The 15376-nt window shown below is 38.9% G+C and carries 20 protein-coding genes; 6 read left to right on the top strand and 14 right to left on the bottom strand.

Annotated features, from left to right (window positions below; genetic code table 11):
• Positions 1–34: 34 nt before the first annotated feature.
• From ACFQ4X_RS04055 to ACFQ4X_RS04045, 3 genes are all read right to left on the bottom strand, one after another.
• A complete protein-coding gene (locus tag ACFQ4X_RS04055; protein WP_379833278.1) occupies positions 35–601 on the bottom strand; it encodes a tyrosine-type recombinase/integrase in 567 nt (188 codons plus the stop codon).
• A gap of 178 nt (positions 602–779) precedes the next feature.
• Positions 780–1565: a Nif3-like dinuclear metal center hexameric protein gene (locus ACFQ4X_RS04050; protein WP_379833277.1), complete on the bottom strand. Its 786-nt coding sequence runs from the start codon at positions 1563–1565 to the stop codon at positions 780–782.
• A 95-nt stretch (positions 1566–1660) separates the two neighbouring features.
• Entirely contained in the window at positions 1661–1903 is a 243-nt protein-coding gene (locus tag ACFQ4X_RS04045; protein ID WP_379833276.1) for a hypothetical protein, read from the bottom strand.
• A gap of 151 nt (positions 1904–2054) precedes the next feature.
• Between ACFQ4X_RS04045 and ACFQ4X_RS04040 the strand changes: the two genes are divergently transcribed.
• Genes ACFQ4X_RS04040 through ACFQ4X_RS04030 form a run of 3 tightly spaced genes read left to right on the top strand, consistent with a single transcriptional unit; the run spans position 2055 to position 3721 of the window.
• Complete coding sequence (locus ACFQ4X_RS04040) at positions 2055–3188, top strand: zinc-dependent alcohol dehydrogenase (RefSeq protein WP_379833275.1); 1134 nt, start codon at positions 2055–2057, stop codon at positions 3186–3188.
• Positions 3189–3201: 13 nt separating this feature from the next.
• A complete protein-coding gene (locus ACFQ4X_RS04035) occupies positions 3202–3354 on the top strand; it encodes a hypothetical protein (RefSeq protein ID WP_379833274.1) in 153 nt (50 codons plus the stop codon).
• A gap of 13 nt (positions 3355–3367) precedes the next feature.
• A complete protein-coding gene (locus ACFQ4X_RS04030) occupies positions 3368–3721 on the top strand; it encodes a DUF2512 family protein (protein ID WP_379833273.1) in 354 nt (117 codons plus the stop codon).
• Positions 3722–3759: 38 nt separating this feature from the next.
• On the opposite strand, the gene ACFQ4X_RS04025 is transcribed toward ACFQ4X_RS04030, so the two are convergent.
• The 9 genes from ACFQ4X_RS04025 to ACFQ4X_RS03985 form a co-directional block, all read right to left on the bottom strand.
• Complete coding sequence (locus ACFQ4X_RS04025; RefSeq protein WP_379833272.1) at positions 3760–4308, bottom strand: class I SAM-dependent methyltransferase; 549 nt, start codon at positions 4306–4308, stop codon at positions 3760–3762.
• Positions 4309–4653: 345 nt separating this feature from the next.
• A complete protein-coding gene (locus ACFQ4X_RS04020) occupies positions 4654–4827 on the bottom strand; it encodes a Fur-regulated basic protein FbpA (protein ID WP_379833271.1) in 174 nt (57 codons plus the stop codon).
• Between the two features lie 221 nt (positions 4828–5048).
• Positions 5049–5873, bottom strand: a complete 825-nt coding sequence (locus ACFQ4X_RS04015; RefSeq protein ID WP_379837028.1) for a mechanosensitive ion channel family protein — start codon at positions 5871–5873, stop codon at positions 5049–5051.
• Between the two features lie 102 nt (positions 5874–5975).
• Entirely contained in the window at positions 5976–6962 is a 987-nt protein-coding gene (bioB, locus tag ACFQ4X_RS04010; protein WP_379833270.1) for a biotin synthase BioB, read from the bottom strand.
• A 15-nt stretch (positions 6963–6977) separates the two neighbouring features.
• The gene (locus ACFQ4X_RS04005; RefSeq protein ID WP_379833269.1) at positions 6978–7580 is read right to left on the bottom strand and encodes a biotin transporter BioY; all 603 of its coding nucleotides are present in this window, start codon (positions 7578–7580) and stop codon (positions 6978–6980) included.
• Between the two features lie 120 nt (positions 7581–7700).
• Positions 7701–8720: a phosphotransferase enzyme family protein gene (locus ACFQ4X_RS04000; RefSeq protein ID WP_379833268.1), complete on the bottom strand. Its 1020-nt coding sequence runs from the start codon at positions 8718–8720 to the stop codon at positions 7701–7703.
• A gap of 24 nt (positions 8721–8744) precedes the next feature.
• On the bottom strand, positions 8745–9242 hold the full coding sequence (locus tag ACFQ4X_RS03995; protein ID WP_379833267.1) for a 2,4'-dihydroxyacetophenone dioxygenase family protein: 498 nt from the start codon (positions 9240–9242) through the stop codon (positions 8745–8747).
• A gap of 112 nt (positions 9243–9354) precedes the next feature.
• Complete coding sequence (locus ACFQ4X_RS03990) at positions 9355–11586, bottom strand: HYR domain-containing protein (RefSeq protein ID WP_379833266.1); 2232 nt, start codon at positions 11584–11586, stop codon at positions 9355–9357.
• A 162-nt stretch (positions 11587–11748) separates the two neighbouring features.
• On the bottom strand, positions 11749–12087 hold the full coding sequence (locus ACFQ4X_RS03985) for a LapA family protein (protein WP_379833265.1): 339 nt from the start codon (positions 12085–12087) through the stop codon (positions 11749–11751).
• 127 nt (positions 12088–12214) lie between these two features.
• Here ACFQ4X_RS03985 and ACFQ4X_RS03980 point away from each other — a divergent pair, with 127 nt between their 5' ends.
• Together ACFQ4X_RS03980 and ACFQ4X_RS03975 are read left to right on the top strand one after the other, a co-directional pair.
• A complete protein-coding gene (locus tag ACFQ4X_RS03980; RefSeq protein ID WP_379833264.1) occupies positions 12215–12871 on the top strand; it encodes a haloacid dehalogenase type II in 657 nt (218 codons plus the stop codon).
• Positions 12872–12938: 67 nt separating this feature from the next.
• Positions 12939–13385, top strand: coding sequence for a GNAT family N-acetyltransferase (locus ACFQ4X_RS03975; RefSeq protein WP_379833263.1), 447 nt, complete (start codon positions 12939–12941; stop codon positions 13383–13385).
• A 267-nt stretch (positions 13386–13652) separates the two neighbouring features.
• Here ACFQ4X_RS03975 and ACFQ4X_RS03970 read toward each other — a convergent pair whose 3' ends face one another.
• Entirely contained in the window at positions 13653–14225 is a 573-nt protein-coding gene (locus tag ACFQ4X_RS03970) for a hypothetical protein (protein ID WP_379833262.1), read from the bottom strand.
• A gap of 16 nt (positions 14226–14241) precedes the next feature.
• Entirely contained in the window at positions 14242–14850 is a 609-nt protein-coding gene (locus ACFQ4X_RS03965; RefSeq protein ID WP_379833261.1) for a hypothetical protein, read from the bottom strand.
• Between the two features lie 89 nt (positions 14851–14939).
• Here ACFQ4X_RS03965 and ACFQ4X_RS03960 point away from each other — a divergent pair, with 89 nt between their 5' ends.
• A complete protein-coding gene (locus ACFQ4X_RS03960) occupies positions 14940–15365 on the top strand; it encodes a hypothetical protein (RefSeq protein ID WP_379833260.1) in 426 nt (141 codons plus the stop codon).
• Positions 15366–15376 lie beyond the last annotated feature (11 nt).

The following is a 15376-nucleotide window of genomic DNA, read 5'->3' as shown; positions in this document are numbered from 1 at the left end:
AGAATACCTCCCTTGGATTTTAGTAAACAAAAATTTAGAGCCTTACATCAATTTGGGTCTTGATATCTTCGCTTTTTGATATCCCCAAATATTTTAGTGTTTCAGACGGATTTGAATGATTGAAGTGTTTTTGCAGAAGAGATATTGCAACTCCCCGTTTATAGGCATGGAATCCAAACGTTTTCCGCAAAGAATTGGTGCCGATCTTGCCTTTGATTCCTACTTGAGCGGCAGCTTGGCTGATAATGCGGTATGCCTGCTGTCTTGTTATTGGCATCTTTGTTTTTTTAGATAAAAACAGATAATCCTCGCTCTTTAAGTTGGCAGACTGGATATACAGGAACAAAATTTTCTGAACAGTTTCATTCAGGAATACTTCTTTTGTGGATTCGCCTTCCTTAGGAACCCATGAATAATAACTTTTTATACATGATTGTTCAGTCATGATATCTTCGACTTTAATGGAGAGCATTTCTGTAATTTTTAAACCTGTATTGATTCCAAATACAAAAAGAACATAATCGCGATCTGATTGTTTCTTTAAAAATCGCTTTATGGCATTAATTTGTTTAATATCCCTTAATGCTTCTACATATTCCATACAAATCATCACCTAATTTTATGTTACTTAATACTAGTCTAACACACTGTTATGTAACATTAAAATAATATGCTTTTAAATAAAAAACAACTCTATTAATATGTACTGTTTTCATCAAATTAGAAGAACTGAATTCATGTAATGCAAAAAAACCTCCAAACAAATGGAGGCCTACTGATTAAGTACAAGATAAACCATGGTCTTCAACGGATTCGATGTGATCTTCTTTTATTCGATTAAGATCAATATCTTGGTATTTTTCTTTAACTTTCTTTCCGAAACTCTCTACACCAAAAATCTCAGTATACGTATGGCTTCCAACATATAAATTGACACCTGCAAACTTAGCGTACTGCACGGAATACAAGGTCCGTTCTCCTGTAATAAATGCATCACAGTCATTTTCTTTTGCAAATTTAATTAATGCAGAGTTATTCCCCGCCCCTGTTAGGATAGCCACCTTTTTAATTGGCCGGTCATGGTTTTGCCAAGCGCGGACAGGTTCAGCCAGTTTAGATTCCAGGCGGCTTTTTAGCTCTGAGAACGAAAGAGCTGTATGAAAGGTTCCGATTCCTGGATACTCTTTATCATTTTCAAAACTAGAATATTTTGTCATCTCATCAATTTCTATCTGCTTAAATAATGATGAGCATGTACCAAATTCAACAAAATCAAGCGGCAAATGAATAAAAAAATGTGAGATTTCGTGTTTCTTTAACTTCTTAACACACTCTTCTCTCATACCATAAAGGAAATCCCATGCATCATGATGAGTGATAAGCATATCAACATTGGCTTGTATTGCTTTCTCTACCGTTTCAGGAGTTAAGTTTGTGGCATACGCTACTCTTTTATTATCCTTTTCGATTCGGTATGTAAAACCATACTCTCCTTCATCTTCAAAAGTCGTTAGCCATTTCCCGAATAAAGAAGGCAAAAGCTGTTCAAATTCACTCGTTTTCATTGTTGAACTCCCCCATCTCGTTTTTATCATTATGACAGTGTTTTCCAAATGAGACCATTAAAAAAAGCCAAGTGAATTTCACCTGGCCTGACCAATTATTCGTATTTGATTTCTTCCTGCAGAGAACTTTCGAGATGTTTCATTAAATCATAATAATCATCTGGTTGTTGAAATTGCTCCACAGACCAGTGCTGCTTAATCCATTCTGCAACTTCACTCGCACTGTTGAACACTTCACCCGTTGTATCGCTGTCCCGTACTGTAAAGACCATGTTTTCATAGTCGACTGTAACATCACATGGAAACTTGCCGTCTTTTTTATACAGCGAATATTCCACCTCTCCCGCCTCCTTTTAAAAACTTTCTTATTGAAGTAATACCCACTCTCATGCCTTTTTATGACACTCTGAACGATATCTTTTGAAAATAGGTATAAAACACTGCCTCAACGTTCATTCTTATAGGGATTGTGGAATTGGAGGCAAGAAGATGAAAGCTGTTACGTATCAAGGAAAACGAGATATACAAGTGAAGTCGGTTGAGGATCCGAAGCTATTAAAAAAGGATGATATTATCGTCCGGATCACATCTACAACGATTTGCGGCTCTGATCTGCATCTTTATCAAGGTAATTTCCCTCTCCCAAAGGGATATATTATTGGACATGAACCGATGGGTATTGTTGAAGAAACCGGTACAGACGTAACTTCTGTGAAAAAAGGAGACCGGGTTGTCATACCTTTTAACGTAGCTTGCGGAAGCTGTCACTACTGTACTCATCAGATGGAAAGCCAGTGCGACAACGCAAATCCGCATTACGATTCTGGTGCATATTTAGGTTACTCAGAAAAGTTCGGCAACTATCCTGGAGGTCAGGCAGAGTATTTAAGAGTTCCATTCGCAAACTTCACTCCCTTTAAGATACCAGAAACAGTCGAGATGGAAGACGAATATTTTCTATTCCTATCTGATGTACTTCCGACAGCGTATTGGAGTGTACTGAACAGTGGTATGAAAAAAGGAGATTCCGTGATCGTACTTGGATGTGGACCAGTTGGGCTTTTTGCTCAAAAATTCGCATGGATGCTTGGTGCAAACCGCGTAATCGCTGTTGATCATCTGGATTACCGTCTTCTTAAAGCGAAAAAGATGAATAATGTGGAAACTGTTAATTTTTCAAAGTTTGCCGATACTGGTGAGCATCTTAAAGAAATGACGCTTGGCGGTGCCGACGTGGTGATCGATTGTGTAGGAATGGATGGCAAAAAATCACCGATGGAAAAAGTGGGACAAACGCTGAAACTTCAAGGCGGTACACTTGGACCCATTCAGATGGCAACAAAAGCCGTTCGTAAATTTGGAACGGTACAGATAACAGGTGTATATGGCGGTCTTTATAATGGCTTCCCGCTTGGGGCATTCTTTTCAAGAAACGTCACTTTAAAAATGGGACAAGCTCCTGTTATCCATCTCATGAGCACGTTAATGGATAAAATTATGGCTGAAGAATTCGACCCTCGTGAGATTATTACACATACACTACCGCTGGAAGAGGCGGCTAAGGGCTATGATCTATTTAATGACCACAAGGAAGATTGCATCAAAGTCGTACTTAAAACGTAAGGAGCGAAAAACGATGAAAAGCGATAAAAGCAGAGAAAAAAGAGAAATAAAGACATCTAAAAATAAAAACTTTCGCGGTGAATCTTTGGATCAGCATCAAAAACTAGAAGATGCCAACCTGTACTTGAACGAAGGCGAGATCAGCCAGCAAAACAACAACCTATAAGGAGTGATTCATCATGCAAAGCTTGATGATTAAATTTCTAGGAATTCCGCTAGCTCTTATTCTAGCCAACTTCCTTTTTAAAAGTGTAGACTTTAAACTTGTCCAGCCCATTATCTGGATTACGGCAGTACTTGCTCCAATCGGCGTACTTATGGAATATATCATGATTTCAAGAATTTCATATGGCAAACAGCTGATGATTGATTTTGCAGCGACATTTATACTTGTCTATCTGTTGGCCCTCATTCTGCCGGCTGTGACAATCTCAATATGGGGCTCAATCTTGGTAGCCTTAATCATTACAGGAATGGAAGCTATGGTTCATAAGCATCTTATATCTGATCATTTAGACCATTCTTATCGTTAATATCTCATACCGGTATCCTATGAATGGGATGCCGGTTTTTATTTTTCACAAATATACACAAATGCTGGAGGAAAGTTTTTCGGAACGAAAGAGATATCCACACCTTTAAAAGAAGCCTGAAATGTCTTTTTCATCTGTGTACTATATTGAAACGCAACGAGTATTCCCCCAGGTCTTAAAGATCGATATATCTCTTCAACGATTTTTGTCCGGATACTTTTATTAAAATTCGAAAAAGGAAGACCTGAAAAAACGGCATCAAGTGTCCCTTCGCTATCCTCTATACTTTTGATGATTTCACACGCATCTTCATAAAAAGAGGCTTCAGGGAATTTCATTTGAAGTCCTTTCCTCATTTCGCTGTCTTTTTCAAAAACATGCAGTTTGGTGCCAGGAAGCATATTTTTCACTATCGAACTAGTGATAACCCCAGTACCTGCACCCAATTCCGCTACTTTGGTTATATTTTCCCAATTTAAATTTGATGTCATTTTCTCCGCTAAGGCAGCAGAACTTGGAAACAGACTGCCTATTTGTAAAGGAGATTGTATAAATTTTTGAATGAATAAGGATGTTCCGCCTTCCATTCTCTCTACCTCGTTTCTAATTCCGATTAAATCAATCGACTTTATACATATTATTCAATCGTAATCTTAAGGTGAAAGAAAAAAGGTTCATTTAGTCCTATTTCCGTGTATTTAAATGGATTTGCTAGGAGATGTTAACACGTATTTATGGTGCAAGGACGAAAACAGAAAAAAGAAGGCAAGAATCCAGCATCGGTCTTAAAAATACCGAAGTATGGGGAGAAAACACATCTGAAAATAAGTAACATAAAGAAGAATTCCAATTCACGTTGGAAGTCTTTTTTCTTGGTTATAAGCCCAAACAAAAAAACTGGCATTTATCAGCCAGTTTCGTACTACTATTTATCATATATTATTAAGTGGTTTTTCTTGGGCAGGCGGTGATAATAAATCTTGAAATTGTTGTTCAAGATCCTGCAAAGAAAGCTCGTATAGATGACGTCCATCTTTTGTTTTATATATGTTATGTAGCAATAGATCAGCAATTAAATTCTCTCTTTTTTGATGGTCCGCTGACACGTTCAATCCCTCCTGAAAATCTCTTCAACTAACCTTACCCGCAAATGAAGGAGAAAAAACTTTACATCAATAGTTTATGTTCTAAAACTTGTAAGGTGATGCTTTATCCTCTTTTGTTTATTGGTCAACATTACCCTCTTTTGCATAAATTGTCAATTGTTTCTAGACATATTTTGGCTACAAAAAAAAGCCAGGGAGATAATCCTCCTGGCTTAATTTTTTTATGCGCCTTTATCAACATTAACTTGATGAGGATATGGTATTTCAATATTGTTTGCCTCAAGTGCTTCTTTAAATGCTTGACGCAATTCTCGTTCTACAGCCCATTGCTCACCATTTCTTGTTTTAGAAATAATCCGGATAACCACATCTGATGCACCAAGTGCATGAACACCAAGCACATTTGGTCCTTCTACGATGTTTTCATTGTTCTCTTTTACACGGTCACATGCATCTTGCAGTACTTTTACTGCTGTATCGATGTTTTCTTCATAAGCAATGCCGATATCGACCAATGCACGCATGTTGCCGCGAGAATGGTTTTGTATCGTACTGATTTCACGGTTTGGCATATATGAAAGTGTTCCGTCAAACGCTCTGATATGTGTCGTTCTCAGTCCAACTTCTTCAACGATACCATCAACTCCGCCAATTGTTACGTAGTCGCCAACTTCCATCTGTTTCTCGAGCAAAATAAAGAATCCTGTTACAACGTCGCTTACAAGTCCTTGAGCACCGAATCCGATAGCGAGGCCAACGACACCAGCTCCTGCAATCAGGGTACCGATCTCAAGTCCGAACTGTTTAAACACGATACCCGCAAAAACAAATATTAAAATATACGAGAATAAATTCACAACTAGCTTTTGCAGCGTGATGATCCGCCCGCTAGACATCTTGCGGTGAGATGCCGCTCTATCAAACATCCGGTTAATGACTCGTCTTCCGATTGACCGGATGATAATAAACATGACGATGATCAATAAAAACTTAGCCGCCCATAAGCCTGCTTCGAGCATTAATTCAACCCAATTTATTTTTCCCATCCATTTTTCCCACTTCTCCAAAAAAACCACTCCCGCTTGTCTTCAATAGAATAGTTTCTATTGTAACAAGGCTTGGAGCGGCTTTTCAATCAAATTACTATTTTATTGCGCTATTACAGGCGTTCTGTCGATTTCAAATCCCATATCTTCCAGCATTTTGTGGTCTGCCGTAGATTCTTGTCCTGCTGTCGTGAGGTAATCGCCAACGAAGATTGAATTGGCAGCATATAGTCCGAGCGGCTGAAGACTTCTTAAGTTTACTTCACGCCCGCCTGAAATCCGGATCTCTTTAGTTGGATTGATGTAACGGAATAATGCCAATACCTTTAAGCAATAACGCGGATCCAGCTCGTCCGTTCCTTCGAGCGGCGTTCCATCAATCGCATGCAAAAAGTTAACCGGAATCGAATCCGCATCAAGCACTTTAAGGCTTCGTGCCATATCGATCACATCTTGTTTCGTTTCCTTCATTCCGACGATAACACCTGAGCACGGAGAGATTCCGCTGTCTTTCACGACGTTCACGGTGTTCACTCGATCGTCGTATGTATGGGATGTTGTGATATTTTCATGATTTCGTGCTGAAGTGTTTAAGTTATGGTTGTACCGGTCCACTCCTGCTTCTTTTAACCGTGCCGCCTGCTCTGGCTTTAAGATTCCAAGGCATGCACAAACTTTTAATCCGTATGTATCTTTAATTTCTTTTACAGCTTCTACGACTTTATCTACATCCCTGTTTGTTGGACCACGGCCGCTTGCAACAATGCAATAGGTACCGACGTTCAAGTTATAAGCCGTTTCTGCACCTTTCACCATCTCGTCTTTATCCATCATCTTATACGTTTCAATCGGAGCCGTTGAAACGATAGATTGAGAGCAATACCCGCAATTCTCTGGACAAGCGCCTGATTTGGTATTGATGATCATGTTCAATTTTACGAGATTGCCATAATAGTGTTTTCGAATCTGATAAGCACCGTGAAGCAGCAAAAGCAGGTCTTCGTCTGGACATTCTAAAATAGAAAGTGCTTCTTCGTTCGTAATCTCTTGACCTTCTAGAACCTTTTCCGCTAGTAGATTCCAAATCATGTTGTGTCCTCCCTTTTATGATGCGTGTTTTGTTTGATGTCCCATTGTCTTTTTTCGTGCCATGTTAATGCGTGGAGCGATCAACCCTGCACAGACTGCTAGAATAATATCTTTCGGAAGCGGAACCATCATCCATCCCCAAGCCATAGAATAAGTGAACCCTTCTGGTGCCGCAGCCCACATCTGATACGCCATGAACATAAGGTTTGTTCCAACGACGTAATTGATCGCCGTTCCGATAAGTGTCGCAAATACATATGACGCATTGCTGCCATTCTTTTCAATGATCAAGCCTGTTACATAGGCTACTAGAATAAAAGATAATAGGAAACCGAAAATCGGACTTACAACGGTTGCGAATCCGCCTTTAAATTGCGCGAAGACCGGTGCCCCGACCAAGCCAACTAATACGTAAACGCTCATCGCGATCGCACCTAACCGGCTTCCTAATAATGCTCCTGCAAGAATACAGAAGAAAGTCTGCAGTGTAATCGGCACTCCGCCAACGACCATGAACGGAAAAATTGTTGTGATATTAGCTCCGATTGCCATTAATGCTACAAACATACCAATCAGAGTAATATCGATCGTTTTTAACCCATTTCTTCTTGCTGTCATTTGAATGAACCTCCATATGTATGAACTGTTTATGCTATAAGAATAGCGGAGGTTTTAATTTGCGTCAACTTGTAAAATATTTTAGTTAACATATAAAAGGTAGGAAAACCACTCTGATTGTTAGAGTGGTTCAGATAGACGTTGTTTAATTTTTACTAGCTGCTCCTTATGCAAATTTGCAAATGCATTCCCATTTACAATGTTGGTTTTTAAATTATTTAGTGTGTAATTCTGCCAATCTTGAAGATTATCATGATTCCATACTTGTAGAAAAAGAACATATAAAAATAGTTCTCTAAGCTTTAGAAATGCAGGCAGCTGCTCAATCATATTGTCAGTCAGCTTATTTTCAGATCTATAACCATTTAGGAAATGTGTTAGGAACTCAAAAGCAAAATCATCTTCTGAGCTGTTGAATGAATTGTGCTGCCAGTAAGCGTGATAGAACGCAGTCGCTATGTCGTATGCAAACCAAAAATACGAGCAATCATCAAAATCAAACACTGTGATCTTGCCTTCTTCAACAAAAAAGTTCCCCTGATGAAAATCGTTGTGAATCAGTCCAAAGTGGTCATCGTCCTTTGAAAAGGTCATTAACTTATCAACGATTTCTTTGTATTTTTCATCAAGCCAATTTTGAGGGATATCGAGAAAAAGTTCATGGTTATAAGGATGGGACAATTCCCACTTCAGTCTTTTCGTCTTCTGGTCCGAGACCCTAAACGATTTCCCTACACAATGAATTTCTCCGAGAAGTCTTCCCCACTCTTTAAAAAGGTGTGGATTCCAAACTCGTTCATCATTCACATCAACTGGCCTTCCAACTGCTTTTTCAAATGAAGTGATACAGTATATTTGATTATTTACGTGGACTTCCTCTACAAGCACATTTCTTTGAGAAGGTATCGCTCCACTCACTGAAACTCCATTGTTCTTTAAGAATTTGACCCAGTGCAGTTCTGCTTCTATCTGGTTCCTGTTTTTCTTATAAGCAGGTGTGATTCGTAGTATGTATTCTTTATTTTGACAGTTATAGCTGTAAACTAAATTTTGAAAGCCTTCTGAGAGCTCTTTTAATTCATTGCTTATTCCGAAACGGACTGACGCTTCCTGAAGGACTTTTTTATCTGTTAATTGCATCAACGTTCACCTATTCTGTTTTATTTAATAAATTAAATCCACACGTTGGAACAATCCATGCTCTTTACAAAAATCACAATATTTCTTATACACGGTAAATATATCATCTTGACCAATAATTTGATTGTCCTCATCGAAATACTGGAGCGCACCGCCTAAGGTGAATAGCGTGATCACTTCTTCCTCACCTTCTGTAATCAAAGTATGAATGTCTCCTGGCGGTTCAAAGATAAAAGTTCCTGGTTTTGCAACCCAATCCCTCTCTGCGTATCTCCAATTGCCTTGAAGGTTATAACCGACCACACTGCCACCTGTATGCCGATGGCGAGTAAGTGTTTTATTTCCTTTTATCTTGAACAAATACGTCCATGTGCCCGAAGTAAAATCAAAACGGAGTGGTTTAAAATAACAATTCCCATCATCATAAGGAATCCAGGGTATCGTATCTGTATCTACTACCTTCTCAGGAAGCTGAAGATTTTCTGCAAAGGTAATTAACGATTCATCTAAAAGTTTGTTCATCCTAATTCTCCTTAAAATTTATAAAAGATTAAAATTGTAAATTTTTGAAATTATTTCTTATTATAATCTATAAATCTAAAAAAGAGCCAGGTGGCTCTCTTTTTATGGTGAGTTAGTCATTCTCGTCAGTTTCTATCCGAATCTGTTGGTTTTGAAGTAAGTTCAGCCTTAGATCTAAAACCATTTTGGATGATAGTCTGAACCTTTGTTCTACTACTGTTACTGTAAACGAACAGGTAGCTGTATTTCCTGCAGCGTCCGTCGCTGTACAGGTTACGGTTGTTGTTCCAAATGGGAATAAGGAGCCTGGAGGCGGAGAACAAACTGCTGCAGCCCCAGGACAATTATCGGAAACAAGAGGATTGGGGTAATTCACAATGGCTCCACCAATATCTCGATCACCAATTACTGTGATGTCAGGCGAACAGACAATAATCGGCGGTTCGGTATCATTTACTGTTACAGTAAACGTGCAGTTGGCTGTATTTCCAGAAGCATCCGTAGCTGTACAAGTAACCGTAGTTGTTCCAACCGGGAAGAAAGATCCGGATAGTGGCGAACATGATGTTGTAACAGAACAGTTATCCGAAACATCAGGCTCTGAATAGTTTACAACTGCTCCACATTGGCCAGGATCATTATCTTGGATGATGTTAGTTGGACAGATAATGGTCGGCGGATCTAAATCAATGACCGTCACGTTAAACGTACACTCAGCTGTATTGCCAGAGGCATCGGTCGCTGTACAGGTTACCGGGGTTGTGCCCACTGGGAAGAATGATCCAGATGGAGGTGTACAAGAACTCGTGAAACCAGGGCAATTATCGAAAACGTTTGGATCTCCGTAATTTACAATTGCACCGCATTCTCCGGGAGTATTAGGCACCGTTATATTAGGAGGACAGATAATGGTTGGTGGTTCGTCATCATTTACTGTTATTGTAAACGAGCAAGAAGCTGAATTCCCAGATGCATCGGTCGCAGTACAAGTAACTGTTGTTGTTCCAACAGGGAAGAATCCCGGTCCAGGTGTACAAAAAAACGTAGGATCGGGGCAATTATCGGAAACGGTTGGATCTGGGTAGTTAACTAATGCACCACATTGGCCAGGATCGTTTGACACCACGATGTTATCAGAACAGATGATAGTCGGCGGCTCGGTATCATTCACTGTTACAGTAAACGTGCAGGTGGCTGTATTTCCAGAAGCATCTGTAGCTGTACAAGTAACCGAAGTTGTTCCAACTGGGAAAAATGATCCGGATGCTGGTGAACAAGAACTTGTGACACCAGGGCAATTATCGGAAGCAGTTGGATCTGGATAATTCACGAAGGAACCACATTCCCCAATAGTATTGGGTACCGTGAAATCTGCAGGGCAGATGATTGTCGGCGGCTCGGTATCATTGACTGTTATATTAAATGTGCACTCAGCGATATTTCCAGAGGCATCGGTCGCTGTACAGGTTACAAGGGTTGTGCCCACCGAGAAGAATGATCCAGATGGAGGTGTACAAGAACTCATAACACCTGGACAGTTATCAAAAACTGCTGGCCCAATATAGCTAACAACAGCACCGCAATCACCTGGATCATTCGTTACAGTTATGTCATCAGGACACGTAATTGTTGGTGGGGATGTATCTATCACTGTTACTGTAAAATTACATTGTTCAACAGGGATACCAGTGGCATCGGTCGCTGTACAAGTTACGGTTGTCGTTCCTACAGAAAAGAATGTTCCAGATGGAGGGCTGCAGGTTGCCGTTAAATCTGGACAGCTGACTGTAGGATCTGGATAGTCTACAACGGCACCACATTGACCAGGATCATTCTCTTGAATGACGTCGTCCGGACAGGTAATAATTGGAGTGTCTGTATCTAAACTGATTGCATCAAGGCCCAAAAAAGAGTCAAATGCAGGTGTAGCTGATCCATCATTGACAACACGTGCTTGTAATGTATAAATTCCTGAAGTTGTAAATGTATAAGACCAATTGGTCCAGCCAATGTCCCCTTCTTGTGCATCTCTTGAGAAAGGTGTGTCTACGACAGTTGCACCTGATAAGATTACTACCTCCCCCAAATCGTTAAACTGAGGCCGAGTCTCATTTGTTTGAAAAAAAGCATATCCTGAAATTGTATCGCCCGCACATGCAAAAAACGATTGCGAAACACTAGTGAAATTGCCTGGTGAGCCTGTTTCCAGCAAGGCAAAAAAATTACCCTCAACAGGAGTAAAAGTATTAAAGGAAGTAACAACAGTCGCTGAACCGCCACCAGGTACAATCACCGTCCACCCGGTAAAGTCACCTGTTTCAAAACTCGGATTAATAATTGGCATTTTTTACACCTCTTTCGTTTTAGAGATTAAGAGAGTTATTAGACCCTGTTTCATAATATGAAATGTTTGGACTAGCTGCCTGTGCATTTGGAGCAGGTTATTCGCTTATCTTTTCGTCAATAAAAAAACGCTTCCTATTTAGAAGCGCTTCTTCACTCTTATTTACCTGTCTTCTGCTCGTTCATGAGGAATTTCTTGTGCGGGTTCCACTTTTTCTTCTGCTACAATCTCTCTTTTTTGATCAGCTTTCCAAGTTTCTTTTTCATTATGGATCTGATGAAGCTTTTTCACTTGTCTCTGCAGCTGTATGACCTTTATTAAACCGAAAAGTCCAACAGAGAGACCACCAATTACTGCTGAACCAAGAATGACAAGCACTAAAGGCCAGTTAGCCGTTCCAAAAAGGTAATTAATTTCAACATCACCCACATTAATAACAGCAAAAGTTGCAATAATCAGCGCAAAAACAAAACCGAATAACAAGTACAATTGCATTTTCATATTTATCACCTCATAAGTTATCTATTCCCGTATTGCTGGAAATTCTACCTGGAACACTAAAAATATTTTTTATTGAATTTGAGACGGATCATTTCAGGGTATTCTTTATGAATAAGGTGGTGTTTATATGACAATTAAAGCTTATGTTTATGACGCTTACGGCACTCTTTTTGATGTCCACTCCGTTTCAGTAAAAGCCGAGTCTGAATTTAATGGATACGGCAAAACAATCAGTGAACTGTGGCGCAAAAAACAAGTTGAATATTTTATGCTTCATCAGCTGACAGGCAATTACAAACCTTTTTCTGAAGTTACGAGAAAAGCTCTTTTGTATACTTTAAAAAATCTTTCTCTTCAAAACAATGAAGATGCACTCAATTCTTTGATGCAATCTTACTTAGAACTTGAAGTGTATGAAGAGGTTCATGCCACATTGGAGAACTTGCAAAATCAAAATAAAAAACAGATCATCTTTTCAAACGGCACCTATGAAATGCTGAATCCTCTTGTTGAAAAAAGAGAACTTAATCACCTCCTGAAAGTTTTATCAGTTGATGATGTAAAACAGTATAAGCCCGCGCCAGCTGCTTATAAGTATGCTCTTGAAACACTTGGTGTTGAACCCCATGAAGTTTTATTTATGAGCTCGAACTTCTGGGATATTACAGGTGCTTCATCTTTTGGGTTTAAAACAGCATGGATCAATCGGACGGAGCTTAAAGTCGATGAACTAGGTATTAAACCAGATTATATATATAAAAATCTTAGAGGATTGCTGGAATAAACTTTTCAGGAAATTTATGTTAACATCTAGATGTAAAGAGAGAAGTTAACTTTTAGGGGATGAACATATGGAATTAGAATTCAAAAAAGCAACTGAGGTTGAAATTGAAGAGATTTATGAATTAGCTGGTGTGAATCGGAGAGAAGCGACAAACTGCAATGCTGAGGACAATAAGGACAGAATGATTGAAGCCTATGAGCATTCAGCCAAATACGATGCTTATTTTGTTTGTTTAATGGATGGGGAAACATTGATGGGCTGGGTTCAAATTGATAAGGCTTTTGACTATTTAACAGGTGATGAAGTCGGCTGGATCAACGATTTGTATGTAAAATCACCTTACAGAGGAAAGGGGTACTCGAAGCTATTAATCGAAGAAGCCTTTAAAGAATTCAAAAAGAACGGCTATAGCGATGTAAGACTAAATGTTTACTCATTTAATGACAAAGCGATAAAACTATATGAAAAAATGGGATTCAAAGACGTAAGTAAATTTATGAAAGTTTCTATATAGGAAAAGCTTGAGGACATGCCTCAAGCTTTTTTTATTCACTTTACTTTTTCCAATAGGCTCATTTTCTAAAAGATTGTTGCTTTTGAACATTTTTTGTTGAGTAGGCTTCTTTGCCTAGTTGATTGGAGAGCAAGGTGTGAGACTCCTAAAGGCGCAAAGCGCGAGGAGGCTCACCGCACGCCCCGCGGAAAGCGAGCATCCTGGAGCGGAAATCAACATCTACTAATAGCAACAATGTTTACGAAAAAAGCCTTCCATTAAATTAATTTACAAGTTAAGTATTTTTTCAAATATAGATTTCTTCTTTTCCATTTCCTCTTCTTGTTCTAGGGATGTTGGTATCTGCTCCGCTTTAAGGTTTCTTATGAGTGAGTCTGCCTGAACTTCAGAAAAATGGCTCTCTGGCACGACCCATTCACCATCTTCAGCTTTTACTCTGACCCAAACATTTTTTTGGCACTCAGGGCAGGATTTCAATCCAAAATAATGAAATTTAAAAATATATTCTCCCTTGTTCTTTTTCCATCGAAACAGATCTAACTCTTCGAATTCGCTCTCCACAATCTCTTTGTTTTTTTCATCAGGAACTTCATCCACATATTTTATTCTTGCGCTTTCGGATAAAAGGAGATATTTCATGGATACATTGGATTGAAGTTCAGCTTGTGCCCATTGTGAAGCAACCACCTCTGCATTCAACTCTCCCTGATCATCTAGTCCAACAAAAGACAGGATGATTGAACTAAGAATTAACCCAACAAATATAAAAATCAAAACAAAACTGAAACCCTTATTTTCTTCTTCCAGTTCCAGTTTGAATTTTACTTTATCTGCGCTCATATGTTTCTCCTAATTGTTATTCTAACTCCACACTAACGATTGTTCTCCAAGTATATGGATCATGGCATTTCATTGCAGGTGTCAGATAAATTTCTCGATGACTCTTTTTTATTTGATACCCTTGATCCTCTGCAAACTGAATCACTTCTAATAGAGTTGTTTTTGTTTCGCGATAATGACCGATGTGTAACTTTTGTGCACACAACACCGACTCAGCAGTAATAAGCTTTGTTTCTGGTGTCTGCTCCTTTAAGTTCTTAGCGACATTCCTTTGTGCTTCTTCAAACATCTCATCTGTTATGCAATCAGGAACCTGCATCACTTGGGTAGTCGTGGCAAAATTTTCGTTCATTTCATGCCAGATAATTTCATGAGGCATCAGCTTAAATTTATAATCTATCTTTGTTTTTGTAATGTGTTTTAGCTGATTAACGATCTTCCAGACAATCCACTGCTGATCCACTGGTTCCGGCCGTCCTGCCCAATCCATATGGTAAGCAGTGTTCATCTCTTGCACTACATATTTTAGTTTGGGTATCCTTTGTATGCGAACCTGACCTGGCTTCTCCCCGTAAATTTCTTTATGTACTTTACGATGATCATGTGTTATCACTTTTGTTTGCAAAAGAAATCACCTCATCTAATAATTGGAAAATTATGATAATATTAGAGTAACATAAAATTAAAGAATATGAGTAAGAATTGGGGGTTTTTATGTTGAAAAAGTTATTTTATTCAGCAAGCTTTTTCATTCTGACTTTTCTCGTTGTCTTACTCATTATGAAACTCATCATTCAACAGTCTATACCAGACAGCCATCAAGCTTTTATTGAAGAAAAAGGCTGGGATCTGGCTTTTTATTTCCCTAAAAAAGAACCGTTTACAATACCTGAATATCCAGAACCGTTGGAAACCTTCTATTTAGCTGGAGTTGATTTTACCGGACATGAAAAAACTAAAATAACGAGACACCGATACAGAATAGAACAAAAGTGTGATATCAGATATTTAGAGGCAGTGATCTTATCTGGAGATGACAAAATTATAGGAAGTTATATTGATGCCTCTGATACAGTTCCCGGGATAGCGGAAATGGTTGAAAAGGATGACTTTATGAAAAGAGGATATTGTTTAAATTAAAAAGACGCTCG

The sequence above is a fragment of the Fictibacillus halophilus genome (assembly GCF_042680145.1).
GTDB classification, from domain to species: Bacteria; Bacillota; Bacilli; order Bacillales; family Fictibacillaceae; genus Fictibacillus; species Fictibacillus halophilus_A.
The sequence above is the reverse complement of the archived record's forward strand: the minus strand, read 5'-3'. Positions and strand labels throughout refer to the sequence as shown.